The 19,090-nt window shown below is 70.1% G+C and carries 16 protein-coding genes and 1 pseudogene; 6 read left to right on the top strand and 11 right to left on the bottom strand.

What is annotated here, in order from left to right; translation table 11 throughout:
* Positions 1-171: 171 nt before the first annotated feature.
* Together ACIO9J_RS01735 and ACIO9J_RS01730 are read right to left on the bottom strand one after the other, a co-directional pair.
* Entirely contained in the window at positions 172-1,542 is a 1,371-nt protein-coding gene (locus ACIO9J_RS01735) for a threonine/serine exporter ThrE family protein (RefSeq protein ID WP_401990851.1), read from the bottom strand.
* 64 nt (positions 1,543-1,606) lie between these two features.
* Positions 1,607-2,668: a Dyp-type peroxidase gene (locus ACIO9J_RS01730; protein ID WP_401990848.1), complete on the bottom strand. Its 1,062-nt coding sequence runs from the start codon at positions 2,666-2,668 to the stop codon at positions 1,607-1,609.
* A gap of 355 nt (positions 2,669-3,023) precedes the next feature.
* Here ACIO9J_RS01730 and ACIO9J_RS01725 point away from each other — a divergent pair, with 355 nt between their 5' ends.
* From ACIO9J_RS01725 to ACIO9J_RS01715, 3 genes are all read left to right on the top strand, one after another.
* On the top strand, positions 3,024-4,088 hold the full coding sequence (locus ACIO9J_RS01725) for a right-handed parallel beta-helix repeat-containing protein (RefSeq protein WP_401990845.1): 1,065 nt from the start codon (positions 3,024-3,026) through the stop codon (positions 4,086-4,088).
* Positions 4,089-4,302: 214 nt separating this feature from the next.
* Positions 4,303-4,869 carry a group II intron maturase-specific domain-containing protein gene (locus ACIO9J_RS01720; protein WP_401990842.1) on the top strand — a complete coding sequence of 189 codons (567 nt, stop codon included), beginning with the start codon at positions 4,303-4,305 and terminating at the stop codon, positions 4,867-4,869.
* Between the two features lie 329 nt (positions 4,870-5,198).
* A complete protein-coding gene (locus ACIO9J_RS01715) occupies positions 5,199-5,495 on the top strand; it encodes a hypothetical protein (protein ID WP_401990839.1) in 297 nt (98 codons plus the stop codon).
* Between the two features lie 106 nt (positions 5,496-5,601).
* Here the strand turns inward: ACIO9J_RS01715 and tpg are convergent.
* The 5 genes and pseudogenes from tpg to ACIO9J_RS01690 all read right to left on the bottom strand — a co-directional run bounded on the left by tpg (position 5,602) and on the right by ACIO9J_RS01690 (position 11,159).
* Positions 5,602-6,133, bottom strand: a pseudogene (gene tpg / locus ACIO9J_RS01710) (telomere-protecting terminal protein Tpg).
* A gap of 306 nt (positions 6,134-6,439) precedes the next feature.
* A complete protein-coding gene (locus ACIO9J_RS01705; protein WP_401990836.1) occupies positions 6,440-7,777 on the bottom strand; it encodes an MFS transporter in 1,338 nt (445 codons plus the stop codon).
* A gap of 74 nt (positions 7,778-7,851) precedes the next feature.
* Positions 7,852-9,432, bottom strand: a complete 1,581-nt coding sequence (locus ACIO9J_RS01700; RefSeq protein ID WP_401990834.1) for a sulfatase — start codon at positions 9,430-9,432, stop codon at positions 7,852-7,854.
* Positions 9,433-9,526: 94 nt separating this feature from the next.
* On the bottom strand, positions 9,527-10,090 hold the full coding sequence (locus ACIO9J_RS01695) for a PadR family transcriptional regulator (RefSeq protein ID WP_401740090.1): 564 nt from the start codon (positions 10,088-10,090) through the stop codon (positions 9,527-9,529).
* Positions 10,091-10,196: 106 nt separating this feature from the next.
* Entirely contained in the window at positions 10,197-11,159 is a 963-nt protein-coding gene (locus ACIO9J_RS01690) for a formylglycine-generating enzyme family protein (RefSeq protein WP_401990832.1), read from the bottom strand.
* Positions 11,160-11,708: 549 nt separating this feature from the next.
* On the opposite strand from ACIO9J_RS01690, the gene ACIO9J_RS01685 reads away from it, so the two are divergent.
* Positions 11,709-12,119 (top strand): hypothetical protein, encoded by a 411-nt coding sequence (locus ACIO9J_RS01685; RefSeq protein ID WP_401990830.1) that lies wholly within the window; start codon positions 11,709-11,711, stop codon positions 12,117-12,119.
* Positions 12,120-12,572: 453 nt separating this feature from the next.
* Positions 12,573-12,830, top strand: coding sequence for a hypothetical protein (locus ACIO9J_RS01680; RefSeq protein WP_401990827.1), 258 nt, complete (start codon positions 12,573-12,575; stop codon positions 12,828-12,830).
* An 84-nt stretch (positions 12,831-12,914) separates the two neighbouring features.
* Here the strand turns inward: ACIO9J_RS01680 and ACIO9J_RS01675 are convergent, their stop codons facing one another.
* The 4 genes from ACIO9J_RS01675 to ACIO9J_RS01660 form a co-directional block, all read right to left on the bottom strand.
* The gene (locus ACIO9J_RS01675) at positions 12,915-14,285 is read right to left on the bottom strand and encodes a hypothetical protein (RefSeq protein ID WP_401990824.1); all 1,371 of its coding nucleotides are present in this window, start codon (positions 14,283-14,285) and stop codon (positions 12,915-12,917) included.
* Positions 14,282-16,099: a peroxidase family protein gene (locus tag ACIO9J_RS01670; RefSeq protein WP_401990821.1), complete on the bottom strand. Its 1,818-nt coding sequence runs from the start codon at positions 16,097-16,099 to the stop codon at positions 14,282-14,284. Before ACIO9J_RS01670 ends, ACIO9J_RS01675 begins: the two co-directional genes overlap by 4 nt.
* 226 nt (positions 16,100-16,325) lie before the next feature.
* Complete coding sequence (locus tag ACIO9J_RS01665; RefSeq protein ID WP_401990818.1) at positions 16,326-17,273, bottom strand: acyl-CoA desaturase; 948 nt, start codon at positions 17,271-17,273, stop codon at positions 16,326-16,328.
* Positions 17,270-18,328: a fatty acid desaturase family protein gene (locus ACIO9J_RS01660; protein ID WP_401990815.1), complete on the bottom strand. Its 1,059-nt coding sequence runs from the start codon at positions 18,326-18,328 to the stop codon at positions 17,270-17,272. Before ACIO9J_RS01660 ends, ACIO9J_RS01665 begins: the two co-directional genes overlap by 4 nt.
* Positions 18,329-18,556: 228 nt before the next feature.
* Between ACIO9J_RS01660 and ACIO9J_RS01655 the strand changes: the two genes are divergently transcribed.
* Positions 18,557-19,066: a hypothetical protein gene (locus tag ACIO9J_RS01655; RefSeq protein ID WP_401990812.1), complete on the top strand. Its 510-nt coding sequence runs from the start codon at positions 18,557-18,559 to the stop codon at positions 19,064-19,066.
* The last annotated feature ends 24 nt before the right edge of the window (positions 19,067-19,090 follow it).

Below are 19,090 nucleotides of genomic sequence, written 5' to 3'. Positions count from 1 at the left end.
CGGTTGTCCTTTCTGCGTCTCAAATTGCCGAAACATCTCTAAACTTGCCTATATAGCTAGATAAGTGGCGCATGGCTCGCCCGAGAATGGTCAGTACGGAACATGCCGCACAGCCATCTGGAGGACGTAGAGGGAAGGACCACTTCGGGAGGCCGATGAATCAACCGAGCGTCACGTCTTGGCCCAGCGGCGGCGCAGCTGCCGGAAGAAATAGGCTGCTTCGTTCCCGAAGCTGACTCCTGTCGCCAGCACGACCATCAAGGCGATGGCCTGCACCAGGTGCGTGACGCCGTGGTCCGAGTCCCTGACGGCGAGTTCGCTCAGCGCGCGGTAGAGGACGCTGCCCGGCAGCAGTGGTGTGACGGCAGGGATGACCAGGGGGAGCGCCGACATCCCCGTACGCCGGGCGACGAGGCGTCCCGCCAGGCTGATTCCCACCGTGACGAAACCGGTGGTCAGCATGCGTGAGTAGCCCACGTCGCGCAGCATGACGTACACCATGACGCCGCCTGCCCCGAGCACCATCACGGCCAGCCACTGACGAGGCGGTACGCGCATCCGGGAGGCGATCGCCACGGCGAAGGCGGCGGCACCCACGAAACGCCAGGAGAAGTACTCGATCGTCGTGCCATGTGAAAGAAGCGGCAGGTCCTGTCCGTTCTTGGTCGCGACGACGAGGACTACTCCGATGCCGGCGACGATTGCGACGAACACCAGCGCCGCGTCCATCACCCGGGCGTACGCGGTCAGATAGTGGCCGGTGAGCGCGTCCTGCACGGCACCCACCATGGTGAGGGTCGGCAGCAGCGACAGCACACCACCGACGATGATGGCCGGGCTGATCTCGCCGTGACCGAGGAGTTCGGCCAGATAGGCGAAGATTGCGGCGGGCATGGCGGCCAGCGCGAAACGGTAGAAGGGCAGGACTCCCAGCGCGGACAGGGTGTTGGTGAGGTATCCGGCCAGCGTGGCGGCGACGAAGGACGGGGCGACGACCAGCAGGTCACCGCCTGCGACCAGGCTTCCCGACGCGGCGACGGCCCCGCTGTGCCCCGCGGCAAGCCCCCACCGGGCGGCCCGGCCCCGCTGAACCGCGCCATCCGGCGGCGGGCTCAGCGCGATCGCGCGCTCCCGTGCCTCAGCCGCGGGCATCGTGCGCCGGCTGATGTCTTCGACGAGCCGATGGGTCTGTTCGAGTGCCGTGAAGTCGGTGGTCCTTCGGCGGATCACCCGCTGTTCCACCAGCGGCCGGGCGTCGCCAGGCATCCGGCCGGACAGGGACACCACCCACATCGTCACGTTCGGTTCGCACCAGTGGAGCCCGAACGACTCCGCCGTCGTCATCATTCCCGCGGCCGTCTCCTCGGCGGACGCACCGTTGGCGATCAGAGCCTCACCGATCATCAGCGCGAGGGCGATGACGAATGCCGTGTCGGGGTTCCAGGGGTCGTCGGGGGGCGGCAGCGCCGGATCGGGGTCGGGCTCCAGGCCGCGCATCCTGCACAGCTTCCCCTGCAGCCACGGCAGCGACTCCCTGGCCAATGCGCAGTCCTTTCCTCAGCCACACAGATCTGGCCGGAGCAGCCACATCGTTCCAAGGCCCGGGTCAGGCCAGCAGGTCGCCCAGGTGTTGCCCCGGCGCGGGAGCCGGCAGGACGTAGCCGACGGCCGACGCACGGTGCTCGGTGAAGGCGCTCATGGCGTCCTCGCCCGCCAGCCGTTGCTGGACCCGGATGAAGAGCTGCGGATCCCGCATGTACGCGAGGAACAGCAGCCCCTTGTCATCGCGGCCGTCGTCGTAGGAATAGCCGCGCCGGAGCATCCGGGCACCGCCGTCGAGCCGGGAGTGAGCCAGCCGCACGTGGGCATCGGAGGGAATCACGTAGCGGCCACGGGGGGTCTTGGCGTACAGGTCGACGGCATCGTGTTCCGTTCGGGACCCCAGCGGCGCGCCGCTGGCGCGGTGGCGGCCGATCACGTGCTCCTGCCTGTCCGTGGGCAGTGCGGTGAAACGATCGACGTCCATGTGGATACGGCGGAAGACGAGGTACGTACCGCCCTTGTCGTCCCATACCCAGCGCGAGAGTTCCCGCTGCGGAGGGTTCTCCGTGCCGTCCTTGAAGCCGAAGAGGTTGCGCGGGGTTTCATGGGGAGCGTGCGACGGCAGGAAACCGCTCTGGCGCCAGCGGAGGCCGAGGACGTCGCGTGCCTGGGCGGTCAGCCGGGTCGCGGCCCGTCGGCAGACGAGCGGGTCATCTGCGCACAGTTGGACCAGGAGATCACCTCCGCTGCGCCGCGCCTCAAGACGGTCCCCGGGAAATGTGGGCAAATGACGGAGGGCCTCCGGTGCGGGAAGGCCCAGCTTGCGGTAGAGGTCCGGTCCGGCGGCAACGGTGAGCGTCACCCGTCGTGACGGGTGCCTGGACCACTCGGCCAGCACGCGCCGCACACCGGTCGCGAGCTCTCGCCGCTGGCCCGTGGCCCGCGCGTCGAAGGCAGCCACCAGTACGTGGCGGGGCTGTACTTCAGAGACACCTGCCTGCATCCGGTGCTGCGGACGCTCGTCGTCGCGGCCGGATGGGCGCGACGCGCAGCCGTTCGCTCCTGCCAGGACTGCGGTCGTGGCCGCGAACAGAGAGCGGCGGGGCAGGGGCGGCGGAGAGGTCACCGGTACTCCTCACAGAGTGCGCGCCATGGTGGGCCGGAGAGGCAGGCCTGACGGTACACCTTTGGACATGAAGTCACTTGTCACTAAATGCCGTCTCTTTTCGTCCTGTCGGCGCTGGTCCGCCCGCGTGAGCGCGGCCGTGCTTGCCGGGGCGGTGTGTTCATCCCTGTCCGGCTGCGGTTTTTCGGGCTCCGACGACCGGCCAGGCCCGAGCGGTCCTCCAGCGGTGCTGCGCGTACCGGGGCAGTACACGTCCATCCAAGACGCGGTAGATGTCGCACGATCAGGTGACATGGTGCTGGTCTCTTCGGGGGTTTATCGGGAGGCCGTGGCAGTGCGGCGGCCAGGTGTGACGGTGCGAGGTGTCGACCGGTCGCGGACTGTCATCGATGGGGAGTTCAAGCGGGCCAACGGCATCACTGTGACGGGCAAGTCCTCGGTGGTGGAGAACCTGACGGTGCGCAACCATCTCGCCAACGGCATTCTGTTCACCGGCGTCACCGACAAGCGGCTTCAGGGCTCCGGCGCGGGCGGCGCCGGCTACGACCCGCTGGACACCGTCAAGTTCCCGCCCCTGCACGGGTTTCGGGCGTCGTACGTCACCGCGTACAACAACGCGCTGTACGGAATCTACGCCTTCGACGCCCGCAGCGGAGTCATCGAGAATTCCTACGCCTCGGGACAGTCCGACTCCGGGATCTACGTGGGCCAGTGCGACCCGTGCGACACGGTGGTGCGCAAGAACACGCTGGAACACAATGCCATTGGCATCGAAGTCACCAACGCCTCAAACGACTTGTACTTCCTCGGCAACGTGATGCGGCGCAATCGCGTGGGTGTGACGGTCAACTCCAACAACCTGGAGGCGCTCGGCCCGCAGCACGAAGCTGTTGTCGTCGGCAACACCATCACGGACAACAACGACGACCGCAGCCCCGAACAGGCCGAGGGCGGGTACGGAATCGGCGTCGGAGTAGGTGGGGGCACCCACAACCGTTTCGAGCGCAACCGCGTCGAGGGCCACAAGGCCGCGGCGTTCGTCCTCAGCGACGTCCAGGGGTATCCGGTCAAGGCCAACCGCGTCACCGGAAACGCCATCGGCCTTCGTGACACGGCCCTGGTCCTGGAGGCCCGCCGCACCGGCGGCAACTGCTTTGTGGCCAACGGAGGGACGCTGACGAGCCCGGGGCCGCTGCCTCGTGCCGCGACGGTCTGCCCCGGCCAGGACAGGCCGCTGAGCAAATCGGGCAGGACCCGCCCGATCGACGTCCCCCCGGGAATCTCCTTCAAGGAGGTACCCGCTCCGGCCCCGCAGCCTCCCATGCCCAGTGCGGCGACCGCGCCCGCCCGCCCTGCCTCCAACCTCCCCGGCCCTGTAGACCTTGACGCCTACCGACTGCCCGCCCCCGCCAACAGCTGACCCTGGTGTGACGGAGCTCCTCTGGCGGCGGTCGAGTACTTCCCTTGGAGTGATCCGCCAGTGTGTAGAGGCAGAGGCTCTTGCACAGCGCGTTGGCGAACGCTTCGAAGGCTTCCCCGTTCGGTGGGACGGGTGGAGGGAAAGCTAGGCCGCTGGAGCGTCGGGGCCGGATCCCAACTACCGGCTGGTCCGGTACGCGGACGACTGGTGCCTGATGGTTCACGGCACCAAGGCAGACACCGAAACGCTACGCGACGAGATCGCGGAAGTCCTCACCACGATGGGTCTGCGCCTGTCTCCGGAGAAGACTCTGATCACCCACATCGAGCAGGGCCCGGACTTCCTCGGCTGGCACATCCAGCGCCACCGAAAGCCAGGCACCAACCGGCACTACGTCTACACCTACCCTGCCAAGAAGGCCCTGCGGGCCATCATGGCCAAGGTCAAGACGCTCTGCCGAGAGGTCGGCACGAACCAGCCGCTCGACGCCCTGCTCGTCCGGATCAATCCGGCAGTGCGGGGCTGGTGCGCCTACTTCCGGCCCGGGGTGTCCTTCGCAACCTTCTCCTACCTGCGCAACTACATGTGGCACACGGTCTGGAGATGGGTGCAGCGCAAACACCCCAAGACGGGTCGGAGGAAGATCTTCAACCGCTACTGCGGCCGCAGATCATGGTGGGTCGGGGAGACCCGGGAACTGTTCAACCCGATCACGGTGGGCACCACTCGCTACCGCTACCGGGGCCTGACGATTCCCACGCCCTGGGACGCCACGGGATGAGAACAACCACCACGAACCCCTCCGGGGCTTGTGGAGAGCCGGGTGCGATGCCAAGTCGCATGCCCGGTTCAGGAAGCGGCTCCGGGGAAACGGGCCGGTCGAAAGACCGGAACCGCGCCCCGGGCCGACTTCACCAGGTGACCGAGCGCGGCACTCGGGCCCGGACTGGCAAGTTCGGTGCCCGGGGAACACCTCTGCCGGAATGGGGCAGATCGCGTGTCTGGCCCTCAAGTCCAGGCCCTGCGGCAGACCGTGGTGCAGAGAACTACCACTGTGACGCCGCAGGGCACCTGCGCTGGCGCACCGCCGAGAAAGAAGGCGGAGCCGGGTTGCCGCCCTCGCCCCGGGCGATCGTCTCTCCCTACGACATCGCGGCCCGCTACGCACGGCACGGACACATCATCAGCTGGAAGGGCTTTGCCGCCCATCTCACCGAGACCTGTGCTCCGGACAGCCCCAACGTGATTACGGACGTGGCCACCACGGCGGCAGTCACCCACGACAGTCAGGTCCTTCCCGGCATTCACACCCGCCCGGCCCGCCGCGGACTGCTGCCCGCCGAGCACCTGGTCGACGGCGGCTACACCTCACTGATCCGCCTGGAGCAGGCCGCCCGCGAACACTAGGTCACTGTCAGCGGCGTCCATGCTCAATCAGCCAACTGGAGCACTCACTGGCCAAGAGGAGGGCTCACTCACAACAACGCGATCGGCGGGGCTCGCTGTTCGTGGTCTACAGCTCGAAGTCGAGGTGTTCGATGTCGGTGAAGCGGACCTCTTCCAGGCTTCCGGCTCGGCGGCCGCAGTCCTGGAAGTACACCTCCTTGAGTGCTTCGGCGGCGAACTCCCGCAACTGCTGGTCGCCGGCGCCCCGTTCCTGGGCTTCGAAGAGCTGGGCGGCGTAGCGGGGCGGCAGCGCGACGGTCAGGTGCCGGATGCGGTCCTGGTCCGTCGACCCGATCGGCGCGGTGTAGCCGAGGCGGGTGCAGGTGTCGATGACGATGCCGCCGGTGCTCGCCGCCTTCTCGCGGGCCTTGGCCCGGATCTGCGGCTGCCACCGGGCCTTCACCTCAGTCTCCGGCCGGACGGCGAGGTCCGGGCGGGGCCTTTTGATCTGGTCCTTCACGTACCGCTCGACGGTGCGCTGGGGGATCCGCAACATTCTGGGCGACCGCCTTGGTGCCTTTGAGCTGCTTGGCCAGGTACCGCATCTGCGCCCCGGCCTCATGCTCACCCTCGCGGCCATCACCCTCATGACCCGCCACCTCACGAGGCCACCGGTACGCCCCACAGCGTCGCGTGCAGGGTGAGTGCGAAGTCCTCGGGGAGGAGCCAGCGCATCTGTCTTAGCTCGGCGGGGTGCGGGGTCGAGGACCTCCCCGTCATGTGGGCGGGCGAGGGGGAGACCGCGCGCACTCTTCCTTGGCAGCTGGATCGGGTGAGCCTGGTACCAGGCTCACCGTGGAAGAGCACGACGGCAGCGGTGGGGGCCCTTGGCGGGTCCCACCGCAGGTGCGGCTGGTCGCCGCCGTACGGGGAGGCGTAGTGGGTCCTGGCATCGACGGGGGCGATCACTGGTGGTCCGTTTCATGGGTGGCGGTGCGGTGGTGCATTTGCGCCTGGAGGGCGGCGCTGTCACGGGCGTAGGGCCGGTACAGCAGGGTGACCAGGGCGCCGTTGGCCAGTATGAGGACGACGGTCAGCCACAGGAACGCCGTCTGGAGGCCGTACGCGTCACCGAGGTAGCCGACCAGCAGGGAGGTCAGGGCCCAGCCGGCCGCCTCGACGGAGAGCATCAGCGCGAAGGCGGCGCCGCGCAGCTCCGGCAGGGTCACCGAGGCGATGATCGGCCGGTTGATCGCGGGGTTGGAGCCCTGGACGGCGCCGAGGACGCCGAACAGCACGACGTACGCCCACAGCGGTTCCCAGGCGACCTGGCTGGCGACGTAGGAGAGCAGGCCGTAGACGATGAGGGCGGTCTGCATCATGGCGATCCGGCCGGTGCGCGGCGCACGGCGGTGAACCCGGTCGGCCACCACTCCGGCGAAGACCGTTCCGCCCAGGTAGCAGAGCATGACGGGCAGGGTCACGACCGAGGCCGCGGCGTTGCTGAAGCCGCGCACCTGGACCAGGAAGGTGACCCCGAAGCCGAACAGGATGAACTGACCCGTCGTCAGCCGTTGGGCGCAGATCAGCAGCAGTGTCCGGTTGCGCAGCAGGGCGCCCAGCTGGGCGCGGGTCGGCGGGGGTTTGTCGGCCCGCCGGCCGTCCGTGGCTCCCACCCCGGGGTCGTGCAGGAACAGCAGGACCAGCACCCCGAAGAGCACCTGCACGGCGCCGGAGGCGAAGAAGCCGTACCGCCAGCCGTCCCGGACGTCGGAGAGCAGGCCGAGCAGCGGCCCGGCGACGCCCACGCCGAGACCGGCCAGGCCGTAGAGCAGTCCGGCGGCGCGGCCGCGGGCGCGGTCGTCGAAGAGGTCGGAGAGCATCGCGCTGGTGAGCGGGCCGCCGCCGGCGGCCCCGGCGGCGGCCACCGTGGTCAGGATCAGGAGCTGGGTGAAGTTCTGGGCCAGGCCGGCGGCGGCCGTCCACACGCCCCAGAAGCCGCAGCACACGGCGAGGACCTGCTTGCGGGGCCACCGGCGGGCGACGGCGACCCAGGCCGGTCCGGCGACGACGGCGACGAGCTTGCCTGCGGCGATCAGGCCGCCGAGGGCGGCCATCGGCAGGCCGAGCGCCGCTCGCAGGGCGGGGAAGAGCACCGACAGCACGCTGGCTTCGCCGTTGTCGACGCTCAGCAGGCCGCCGAGCAGGGCGAGTTGGCGCCAGCGGCGCGGTGGTTGGGAGGAGGTCTGTGAGGGAGGGGAAGGAGAGATCGGTGTGGCGGGGGGAACGGCTTCGGTCGGCATCGCGGCTCCTTTGCCGGTGCGTTGGACCTGCGGCGGGTGGGCGTGGGGGCAGCCGTTGGCGCGCGGGGCGCGGGTCAGCCGTCGGTGCGGTCGGCAGGGCGCTGATCACGGGTCTGCAGCAGGTGGATCCAGCGTTCGAGGAGCTCGGTGGTGCGCGGCCGGTCCGGGGCGTGCCAGGAGACCGGCACGTTCAGCGTCGCCAGGCGGTGCTCCAGATCCTCGGCGAGGTGGGCGCGGCCGGTCTCACGCAGGTGCCGGGCGTAGCGGACGGGGTCGTTGTAGTACGTGGGGCCGGTCTGCAGGGTCGCCTGCATGGGGTCGGGCAGGGCGCCGGGCCGGCCCGCGTACTCGTTCCACCACTCGGCGAGGTGCGAGCGCATCCGGGCGGCGAGTTCGGGCTCCTGCGCCAGCAGGTCCCGGGTGAGGTACGGGTCCTCGGTGACGTGGAACAACTGCTCCCATTCGGCACGGAAGCAGCCGGGATGGTAGGTGCGGAGGTAGAGGTGGTCGCGGGTGCGCACGGCACGCTGGTAGGTGTGGGCGCCGTGCCCGAGGACCAGGTACTCGCGGGAGTCGATCCGCTCGCCGCGGACCGCCGCCGCGAAGGACTCGCCCTGCCAGCCCGCCGGGACGTCTATGCCGAGCAGGTCGCACAGGGTCGGGGCGAGGTCGATGTTGTACAGCAGCGCGTCGTTGCGGCGGGCCTCGGGCGGCAGGCGGTCGGTCACCCCCGGCCAGTGGACGATCAGCGGGACGCGCTGGACCGGCTCGCTGGCCATGCCGTGCTCGGCGTAGGAGCCGAGCTCGCCGAAGGACTCGCCATGGTCGGCGCTGACGATCACCGCGGTCTCCTCCGCGATTCCCAACTCCTCCAGTGCGGCCATCAGTTGACCGAAGTAGTGGTCCCAGTAGGAGATCGCGCCGTCGAAGCCGTTGACCAGGTGTTCGAAGTCGGCGCGGGAGCGGATCGCGTCCGGCATGTTGTGCGGGACGGGCGACTTCCCGGGGCCGTGGATCGAGTAGTTGAGGTCGAGGGCGCTGCGCGGTCCGTAGACCTCGGCGTGCGCGGCGATGGTCTCCTCGTCGGGCCACGCCTGGACCGGGCCAGAGGCGGCCATCTTCTCGGTCCACTCGGCGGGCTGGGTGTAGTTGGTGTGCGGCTCCCAGTAGGTGAGGTGCAGGTACCAGTCCTCCTCGTCCGCGTGGCGGCGCAGCCAGTCGATGGCGGCGCGGTTCACGTCGGGGGCCTCCTCGTCGCCCATCCGGTCCGTGGCACGGAGGGACTCGCGGAAGTTGCCGTGGAAGAAGTACGCGCGGTGGCGCTCGGCGAAGACCGAGATCGCGGCGGTGTAGTAGCCGCTCCAGATCAGCCGCTGGCCGAGCAGCGGGCGGTCCGGCTCCGGGCCGTGGCCCGCGTCGAGGCGGTACTGCGCGGCCGGCCCGAAGTGGCCTATCACGCCGTTGCTGATGCCGAACTGACCACTCGTCAGGGCGGTCCGCGACGGCAGGCACGGGGAGTCGGAGCAGTAGTAGCGGTCGAAGACGACGGACTTGTCGGCGAGCTTCTGCAGGTTCGGGGTGGTGGGGCGGTGGTATCCGTAGGGGGTGGTGTGGTCGGCGCGGAGGGTGTCCACGTCGACGTAGATGATGCGCATGCGTGGCTTCCAGGGGTGTGCGGGGTGGATTTCGGGCAGCACTCGTCCGCCGCGCGGCGGTACGGCGCACCGCGCGGTGGGGGAGTGCGGGGAATCAGCGGCTGAGCCGCGCCTCCAGACGCGCCTTGGTCAGCTGGAGCCAGGCGATGTACGAGGCGGTGGACGCGTAACCCTGCTCGCGGGCCGTGGTGTGCACCTCGCGGGCCCAGTCCGCGTCCAGCTCGGGAAGCTGCGGCTCGTAGTCGTCGATGGGCGGGGCGGGCGAGGTCGCGTCGTGCTTGAGCCGGAACTCCAGCTCGGTGCTGACGATGTCCAGGGCGATCTCGGGGCCGAGCTGCCCGGCGAAGAGGAACCGCAGCTTGAACTCGGGGTCCATCGGGCGAGGCGACGGCTCGAACGGGGAGTGGGCCCACTCCAGCAGCGCTGCCCTGCCGTCCTCGGTCAGCCGGTAGACCTTGGCGTCCGGGCGGCCCTCACGGGGGTCCACGTCGAACGCCACCCAGCCGCGATCCACCAGGGAGCCGAGCCGGCGGTAGATCTGCGGCAGCTGCACGCCGTAGCCGAGGTACCGGCCCGGTCCGTCCATCCAGCGGCGCAGGTCGTAGCCGGACGTTCGGCGCAGGGCCAGCACGCCGAGAATCACGTAGTCGAGCTGCATTCGGACCTCATATGTTCGCAAGAATCTATATGCCTCAGATTCACCTGGGGCGGTGGCGGTGTCAAGAGTCCGCCGGAACCAGTCCGCCGGAACCGGGCGCGCGACGTCAGAGGACGCAGCGGAACCCGGCATGGCCGCTGGAGCTGTCGGGGCTGTTGGCGGCTCGGGCGGCCACGCGGTAACGGTTGCAGTACGACACGTGGCACAGGTGCGAGCCGCCGCGGGTGACCTTGTCTGTCCCCCGCTGGGGGCCCTGCGGGTTGACCGGCGCACGATGGGCGCCGTGGTCGGTGCCCCACCAGTCGGCGCACCACTCCCAGATGTTGCCCGCCATGTTGTACAGGCCGAAGCCGTTGGGCTCGAAGGCATCGACGGGCGCGGTGCCCCGGTAGCCGTCGGCGGCGGTGTTCTTCGTCGGGAAGACGCCCCGCCAGATGTTGCAGCGGTACTCGCCCGCCGGGTCCAGTTCATCGCCCCAGGGGTAGCGCCGCTGCTCCAGGCCGCCGCGGGCGGCGTACTCCCACTCCGCCTCGGTCGGCAGCCGCTTGCCCGCCCAGACGGCGTACGCCGCGGCGTCGTTCCAGGAGACGTGCACCACCGGGTGGTCGCCGCGCCCCGCCAGCGTGCTGCCCGGCCCCTCGGGCCGGTCCCAGGCGGCGCCCTGCACCCCGCACCACCACGGGGTGCGCTCGGGCCGGGGTGCACCGCGGCGCAGCGCGGCGGGCAGGAAGGCGGCGAAGACGTACGACCAGCCGAGGCGCTCGGCGTCGGTGCGGTAGCCGGTGGCGGCGACGAAGGCGGCGAACCGGTCGTTGCTGACCGCGCAGGCGTCGATCCGGAACGGGGCGAGGCGCACCCGGCGCACCGGTCCTTCGCCGTCACCGGGGAAGCCCTCGGCGTCCTCGGTACCCATCAGGAACTCGCCGCCGGGCAGATGCACCGTCCCCTGTGCCGAGTACATGGCGGGCGCCCTGCCCACGGAGAGCGGGGGTGCGGGTGCGACGTGGGCGCCTCCGCTAGTGGGCATGCAGCAGCGGGCGGGGCTGCCTTGGCTGTGGGGATCGCTCATCTCGCCTCGGGTCCTTTCGAGCGGCCTGGAGTGCCGGAGCCTCTTCATATGTTCTAACGTACATATGAAGAGGAGGCCGCGACAGAATGGAGCGCCCACGAAGGCGCGCTGTGGCTGCTGACCGGCAAGTTCCTGCACCTCATCGACGACACCCCGCTGAACACCCGCATCGTCGCAGTGGGAACCGCGTCGGTGACCGTGCCCGCCGCCAACGGGAGCCGGTGCACCGGCACCTACGGCCTGGTGTGGCAGGACAGCGGATCCGCGCAACAGCACTCGGGAATACTCGGCCGCATCCCTGCCCCTTTGGCGCGTATCTCGGTCACACGCCGTCACGGACCTGCGGGGTGGCTGCTGTTCGGCGACGCCCTCAGGCCCGGCAGCTGCCCCGACATCACTCAGGTCCAGGCCCGCCGAAGCTCTCCTGGACCGGCGACGTCCCGGCGGGCCGCACCGTCAAGATCACCTACTCGGTGACCGTGAAGCTCGGCGGCGACATGAAGCTCCACAACGTCGTGACCGCCAGCCACGGCAACTGTGCGAAGGACAATGCGGCGAAAGCCAAGGAGTGCCACCGTCACGCTGACCTACACCGTCACGGTGAACGGCCACCGCGACCTCGGCGACTACCTCATGACCAACGCGATGACCACGTCCCTGAATGGACACCGCTCGCTGCGGGACGCCCGACGCCTCCACTCGGTCACCACCAAGGTGGCCACGATGGAGTTCAAGAAGGCGTCGGACGCAGGTTTCCGGGACCGGTGCTCGGCCCCCGGAGTCGGGGTGGGCGAGGGCCCGGGCGGCGGCTCGGTGGGATCGGGCACGACGGCGGCCGGGTCGCTGGAGCAGTCCGGATCGGTTGTGCCCTCAGGGCAGTTGGTGCCCGGGCTGGTGCCGCTCACCTGGTTGGTGAGCTTCCCGTCACCGGAGCCTTCGGGCTTGACGGTCACCGAGTAGGTGATGGTGACCGTGGCGCCAGGTTCGATGTCTCCCTTCCAGGAGAGGGTCGGGGCGTCGTACGAGACGGGGCGAACTTCCGGAGACCTGCCAGGGCACCGACAGGCTGATGTGGATAGCGCTCACGGCAGGGCTTGCCTTCCTGGCCGGTGCGGGACTGATCGTCAGGAGGCGTTTCACAGACGGCGGGAGCCGCTGACCTCGCGGCGGGCACTTCCGGCGCATGACTGAAGGGGCGCCTCGGGCTCAAGCCCGAGGCGCCCCTTCCTCTGGGGGAATACACCAGCGGTCAATACCTCACCCCAGCCGAGACCTGGCAGCGCCACCAACACAATCTCGCGGTACAGAGATCGAGTGTCGAAGGTCACGGGGGAAGCCTCGGCCGCTCAGGTCTCCCCCCTTCCGGACTCGGCGCTGTCTCCCCAGCGACGGTTCCCGGTTCCGATGCCGTCAGTGGCTCCGGGACCACCGTCGCAGTGCTCGACCCGCTGCCACGGCGAGGAGCAGCACCGCAACCGCGGGCAGGCCGTGCCGGTATCGCGCAGCAGGCCCCTCCGCGCGGCGGTCCGGGACCAGCCGGTCCGCGGCTCTGTAGAGGTCCGAGGCCGCTTGGCGGGAGCGGCCGGACTGATCATGCAGCTGCGCTGCAAGGACTGGGTCCGCACTTCCTTCCACCTGGAGCGAGGCGGCCAGGTCCTCCAGCTCCGCTGACAGAACTTCGAGGCGGGCCGCGTCCTCTCGCAGCGTGTTGGCGTGGGCGGCCAGCGGCAGGCGTGGGGGCATGGCGGGCTCCGGTCAGCGGTCGTAGAGGCGGAAGACGAAGGTTTCGGTGACCGGCCCGCGGTAGTGAGCCAACAGGGCGTCGATGCGGTCGCGGGCCTCGGGCACCTGGTGGTCGAGGTTCTCCGCGTAACGTTCCGCGGCGTGGCAGAGAGGAAAGGCGTGGCTGGTGTCGAGCCAGGTGAACTCCAGCCATCCGTCAGGGAGCTGGTAGGGGGAGACTGCGCTGCGGCCGTCGAGGGCGGGCACGATGTCGTGTTCGTTGACCAGGCTGATCACCTGGGTGCGGGGGTCGGCGGGCTTCTTGTAGTCGATGGGCGAGCCGACGGCCACCACATGAGTGACCTCGTAGGTGTCGGTGAACTCGGGGATGCTCGCGAGGTTCATGGCGGCGGCGCCACCCTGGCTGTGTCCGACGATCGCGAGCCGCGCTCCGGCGGGTACGCAGGCGGCGACCGCTTTGCGGGCCGCGCGGGTATAGGGGGTGTCGGTGCGGCCCACGTTGGTGAATCCGCCGACCAGGTCCATGGGGCTGTCGTTGCGGGGGGCGCCTCCGCCCATGCCGGACATCTGCAGGACGTAGCGGTCGGTGCCGTCGGCGCCGGTCACGGTGTGGATCATGATGCGGCCGACGTTGCCGAGGCCCGCGATGTTGCGTACCCACTGGGTGACCGAGCCCCCGGTGCCGAGGCGGGCGAGCAGGTCGGTGTCCTCGGTGAGGAGTTCCGCGCGCCCCGCGCCGCGGTCGAAGAACGCCCAGAAACTGATGGGGATGCCCAGGAGGGGTTCGGCGTCGGGGACTTCGCCGGTGGCGATGGCCCAGGCGCTGCGGTCGTTGAAGGGGTTCTCGTCGATCAGCGCGTTCCAGGCGAGGAGGTCGGCGAAGACGGGGGCGACGGAGGACAGGGAGTAGGAGGTGCCGTCCGCCGCGGACATCTCCCGGAAGATCTTCACGGCCTCGGCCTGCCGGTCCCCTTCGATCGCCCCGATGAGGCGGACGAGTGGCCCGTGCAGGAGTTCCGGGTGGCGCAGGGCTGCGGCTTCGATGCGCAGACGCAGGCCCGTGACGGCCAGATCGCGGGCGAGGCCGGTGCGGTTGAGGAGCAGGCCCGCGTACTCCGCTGCGGTACCGCGCCGGCCTCCGGCAAACCCGTGCCCCAGGCCCCGGCGGTGAGTGAGAGTGTGCAGCAGGGCGCGTGCCGCGGTCAGTCCGGTCCGTGGGTGGCGCAGGGTGGCGGCGAGGAGTTCGGCGGAGCACAGGGCGGCGGTGGCGTCGCGGCCGGCGCGCCGGGTGTCGGCTGCGGCGGTGCCGAGGAGCCGGGATGCCGCGTGCAGAGCCGCGGTGCCGGTGGGGGGCGGGGATGCGTCCGGGGCGGTGGGGGTCATCGGGTGGGCTGCCAGGTGTGGAAGGGGTTGCGGTTTCCTTCGAGGCCGGCGGCGAGTTCGGGGTGGTGGCGCAACAGGAGCTGGTGCATGCCGGTGCGTTCGATCCACTCCATGCCTTCGGGGGTGTAGACCTCGGGGCGGTAGTCGTCGGTGAAGAAGCGGTCGCTGGTCATGCGGCGCACTGCCATGAGGACGAAGACGCGGTACGCGGTCTCGCTGAACCCGAAACCGGGTTTGCGGGGTTCGGCGAGCATGCCGACCATGGCGTCGACCTGGTCGAGGTCGCCCTCGTAGACGTCGCGGATCTGCTGTGCCCACTGGGGGTTGGCGCTGAGTTGGGAGAAGTCGGTGAGGCGGGGTTTGCGGACCTGGGCCCGGAAGTCGTTGTAGCGGGGGATGCCGCGTTCCCGGCCGCGCAGGATGTCCAGGGTGCCGACGTCGAGGACTTCGCCGTCTAGGCGGGTGAGCTGGGACAGCGCGCGGGGGTGGTTGTGCAGGGAGTTGTCGCCGCAGGGCATCGTACCGAAGGAGTACAGAAGGTCGCTGAGCCCGAACCGGTCGACTGCGGTGCGGGTTTCCAGGCCCTGGAGGGCTTCGAAGCCGAGGGTGTCGAGGAGGCGGCCGTCCTGGTGGGCGCGCAGCGGGTAGTCGTCGCGCAGCATGGGGTGCAGGCGGTAGCAGTAGGCGAATTCCTCGGTGAGGGAGAACGGCACGCCTTCGTGGTCGATGGTGGAGCCGAGGGCGCCGGTGAGTTCCACGCTGCGCGACAGGAACCCGCCGTGGCGGGCCCGGGAGGCGAGCCAGCGGGGCAGCCCGCCCCGGCCGACGACCGAGGAGGCGAGGTGCTGGGCGGGGCAGTCGATGATTCCCGGTGTCCATTCCAGCAGGTGGATGCGGGCCATGACGGCGGTGTTGACGAGGCGAGCGGTGTGGAAGAGCCGCTCGTCGTCCCAGGTCGGGTAGGACGCTTTCAGCCGGTCGCAGATGCTGTTGTGCTCCTTGGCGAAGAGCGTGTGCATCAGGGAGAGGCCGAGCCAGTAGTTGTCGTTGAAGCCGGTGCTGTCAATGCCCGTCATGCCCGGAGTGCTCTCGTCGGGCAGCCGTCCCTCGGCCATGATGAGCTTGCCGTCCTCGCCGGTGCGCAGTTGGCGGCAGCGCGCTTCGTCGGCACCGTAGATCTGGGAGCCGTCCCACCAGTGACTGATGTGGTTGGCGAACCCCGGCGCCGCCCCTGCCTCCGCGGAGGGGCGAGGGTCCGCCGGAGTGCGGCGTACACGCATCGGGCACGAGGGCCACGGGTCGTCGTCGGCGAGGCCCACCTCGATCGGGTCGTCCTTGACGGCGTCGCCGTGGCTGACCCAGCCGTGCACCTGGAACTGCAGCCAGGCGGCCGCGAGCATGTTGAGCCGGTCACTGGGCCGGAACACGTCCCGGGTCAGCAGCAGTCGGCTGACGTCACGGGGGCTGGGCGTCAGGAGCTGGGGCAGGGTCTCGGGGATGCTGGTCTCCGGCGGCATGTTGCGGCCGAAGCGGGTACCGGAGCGGCCCATCTCCCTGTCGTGCGGGTCGTAGCCCGATCCGTCGTAGCTGCGGTACGGGGCGAGACGCTCCGGTGCCCGTCCGGCCCGCTCTGCGGGGGTGTAGGCATCGAAGAGGTTGTGCCGGACCATCTGAGTACGCAGGTGAGTGAGCTCGGCGAGCCCGAACACACGCGTTTTGTCGTACCAGGCGCGGCGCTGCCTGGCGGAGGTCCCCGCCGGAGGCGCGGTCTGGGGGGTGTGTGCGGCGGCGGGTTCGCGGGGCGGGGCACTCACGGGGCTCAACTCCAGGGTCGGGGGCATACAGCCATTCGGCTACTCGCGGCCGGACCGGGTGCGGTCCGTAGCACTGCGGGCATGCAGGCGGCTGTTGCGGGCCCGGTGTCTGCTCGTACCGGACGCCGCGCGGTCCGGGTGGCGGCGGGTCTTTCCAGGGAACCCACAGGCGCTGTCCCGCCGCATGGGTATTGACCCGAACGGGTGGGGTGGTTGCGGTAGCAGGTCAGCTGAGGCGGCGGGCGGCGATCCGTTCGGCAGTGGGCCAGCGGACGTCCCGGACCAGGCCCGCCCACTCCAGCACACGGATGAGCCGGGCGGTCGGATCGAGCTGCCCGGGCAGCACACCGTGCCGGGCGCTGGTGGGATCCGCGTGGTGGTAGTTGTGCCAGCCCTCGCCGAGCGTGAGCAGGGCGACCCACGGCACGTTGCGCGACTGGTCGCGGGTGACGAACGCGGTGGTGCCGAAGGTGTGCGCGACGGAGTTCACCGCCCAGGTCGCATGGTGGACCAGCGCGTAGCGCACCAGGGACGCCCAGAAGAAGGCGGTGAACGCCGCCTGCCAGGATCCGGCCCACAGCCCTGCGGCCAGCGGGGGAAGCAGCCACGAGGCGAGCGCGATGAGCGGGTAGAACCGGCAAAGGGCACGCAGGTCGGAATCGGCAAGGACATCGGGGGCCCAGTGGTCGAAGTCCGCGCGCTCCCGGTTCGACCAGAACCAGCCGACCTGCGCATGCGCGAGCCCCCTGAGCAGCGCCCACCCGCTCTCCCCGTAGAGCCAGGGCGAATGCGGGTCGCCGGGAGCATCGGCGTACCGGTGGTGGCGGCGGTGTTCCGCGACCCAGTGGACAACCGAGCCTTCCAGGGCGCATCCGCCCGCCAGGGCCAGCACGATCCGCAGCACACGTCCCGCCTTGAACGACCGGTGGGTGAACAGCCGGTGATAGCCGAGGGTGATGCCGCAGATCCCGATGACGTACATGACGGCGGTCAGGACCAGATCCCGAAAGGTGACACCCCACCCCCAGGCGACGGGCACCGCGGCAAGGAGAGCGGCCAGCGGGGTGATGATCACCCCGATCAGGAGCGCCGAGCGCTTGGCCGCACGGACCGGACGCAGTTCGCCCTCCCCTGGCTCGGAGGCCGCCCGGAGCCGGGGCCGGGCGGGTGTCATCGGGGCGCCGCACGCAGTCCGGCACCGGCCGCGTGCAGATGGCGCAGCACCCGCACGTAGGAGCCGGTCACCGTCTCGGTGACGTACGGAATGCCGCGGCTGCGGCAGAACTCCTCGACCAGAGGGGCCGCCTGGCGCAGGGCCGGGCGGGGCATCGTGGGGAACAGGTGGTGCTCGATTTGGTGGTTGAGCCCGCCGTACAGGAATCCGATGAGCCGCCCGCCGCGGATGTTGCGGGCGGTGACGACCTGTCGGCGGACGGGGTCGCGGGCGTCCTGGGGGATCAGGGGCGGCATGCCTTTGTGGTTGGGGGCGAAGGTGGCGCCGAGGTAGAGGCCCCACAGGGCGTGGTGGACCAGGGCGAACACCACGGCGCGGCCGGTTGGCATGGCTGCCAGGAGCAGCCCGGTGTAGGCAAGCGCGTGCAGGACCAGCCCCGCGATCTCCACCCTTCGCGGGACGGTGTGGCAGGGCAGTTCCGGTCGGCGCAGGGCACGGATGCTGACGTGGTGGAGGTTGGCGCCCTGCAGCAGGGTCGCGGGGAAGTACAGCCAGGCCTGGTGGGCGGCGAGAATCCGTTTCGACCCGCGCCGTGCGGCCGCGCGTTCGCGGCTCAGGCTCAGGACGATCTCAGCGACGTTGGGGTCGCGGTCGGGGTCGTTGGGGTAGCGGTGGTGCCGGTTGTGCTCATCCCTCCACCACGCGGAGCTCGTACCGGTCAGCAGATTCCCCATGAGGTAAGCCGTCCAGGCGTTGGCCCGATGGGAGGCGAAGGCCTGTTCGTGTGCCGCGTCATGGCCCAGAAAGCCGGCCTGGGCGGACAGGAAGGCGAGCACCGCGGCTGCGGCCAGCACCCACCAGCTGTCGCCGAGCTCTCGCAGGGCACACCACAGCACAGCCACCGATGACAGGAGTACACCCATCCGCAGGAGGTACCAGGCGGGTCGGCGCCGCAGCAGGCCGTGCGAGCGCATCTGAGCCAGGAGCAGGGAGTAGTCGTTCCGGGGCGGCTTGGTGGTGTGGGGGCGACCGATGGCAGGTTCGGCGGTCGGCAACGCAAACCCTCCCTCTGCGGATAGGGGGCATCCACCCGGCGGGCGGACCCGAAGTGGGACACCCAGGGACCTACCAGTCAGGATCCGGATGACACCGGCCGGGCACCGGGTTCACCCGAACGGCGCTCGTGAACGTTCGTCACGGTATGCGCCCGTCCGCTCCACCAGGAGGCCTGCCGCGTCGTCGGTTCCTTCCTGCGGTACCACCTGAGGTTTACGGCGAGATCCGTGTGGACGTCGCCTGCGTTCAGTGAAGCCCACTTCCTCGCGCGCTCGGACAGCGGGTGCAACAGGTCCGTGTCGTTGCGGGCCTCGCTGACACCCAGCGGCCGTGACCTGAGCAAGGTGCGGCTGGGTCGGAAGCTGCCCGTCGGCGCGACGGAGGTCACCGCCGAGGGCGACTCGGTCGACAAGAGCGGTGCCATCACCTGGGCGACCGGCAGCCGGCAGGGCGGGCGCGCCGAAGCGATGTCGAGCGCTGTGCTGGCCCGCCCCGACCGTGCCGCGCACCGAGTGGCCAGCACGGTGTGCGGCTATGCGGGCGGCGCGGCGACGCCTGCGGTGTCCGCGAGCGACCTGGACCAGCTGCTGCCCGCAGGAGTAACGGGGCCGCAGGCGGCGGCCGGTATCGCCGACGGCGGCGCGATCATGCCGATGGTGGGGGCGGCGGTCGCTGTGACCGTGGCGGGGCGGCCGTGTGGGTGTGGCGCCGCCACGGCCGCGTCCGCGGTGGCCTGACCGGTCCATGTTGCTCGGCCGTCA

It is taken from the genome of Streptomyces sp. NPDC087300, from assembly GCF_044744425.1.
GTDB lineage: Bacteria > Actinomycetota > Actinomycetes > Streptomycetales > Streptomycetaceae > Streptomyces.
This window is presented reverse-complemented; position numbering and strand designations above follow the sequence as displayed.

What these genes read in the sequence shown, in the direction of transcription:
- ACIO9J_RS01720 (WP_401990842.1), top strand. Translation starts at nt 4,303, where the DNA reads ATGGTTCACGGCACCAAGGCAGACACCGAAACGCTACGCGACGAGATC.
- ACIO9J_RS01705 (WP_401990836.1), bottom strand. Translation starts at nt 7,777, where the DNA reads ATGCCGACCGAAGCCGTTCCCCCCGCCACACCGATCTCTCCTTCCCCT.
- ACIO9J_RS01700 (WP_401990834.1), bottom strand. Translation starts at nt 9,432, where the DNA reads ATGCGCATCATCTACGTCGACGTGGACACCCTCCGCGCCGACCACACC.
- ACIO9J_RS01695 (WP_401740090.1), bottom strand. Translation starts at nt 10,090, where the DNA reads ATGCAGCTCGACTACGTGATTCTCGGCGTGCTGGCCCTGCGCCGAACG.
- ACIO9J_RS01690 (WP_401990832.1), bottom strand. Translation starts at nt 11,159, where the DNA reads ATGAGCGATCCCCACAGCCAAGGCAGCCCCGCCCGCTGCTGCATGCCC.
- ACIO9J_RS01685 (WP_401990830.1), top strand. Translation starts at nt 11,709, where the DNA reads ATGCGGCGAAAGCCAAGGAGTGCCACCGTCACGCTGACCTACACCGTC.
- ACIO9J_RS01675 (WP_401990824.1), bottom strand. Translation starts at nt 14,285, where the DNA reads ATGACCCCCACCGCCCCGGACGCATCCCCGCCCCCCACCGGCACCGCG.
- ACIO9J_RS01665 (WP_401990818.1), bottom strand. Translation starts at nt 17,273, where the DNA reads ATGACACCCGCCCGGCCCCGGCTCCGGGCGGCCTCCGAGCCAGGGGAG.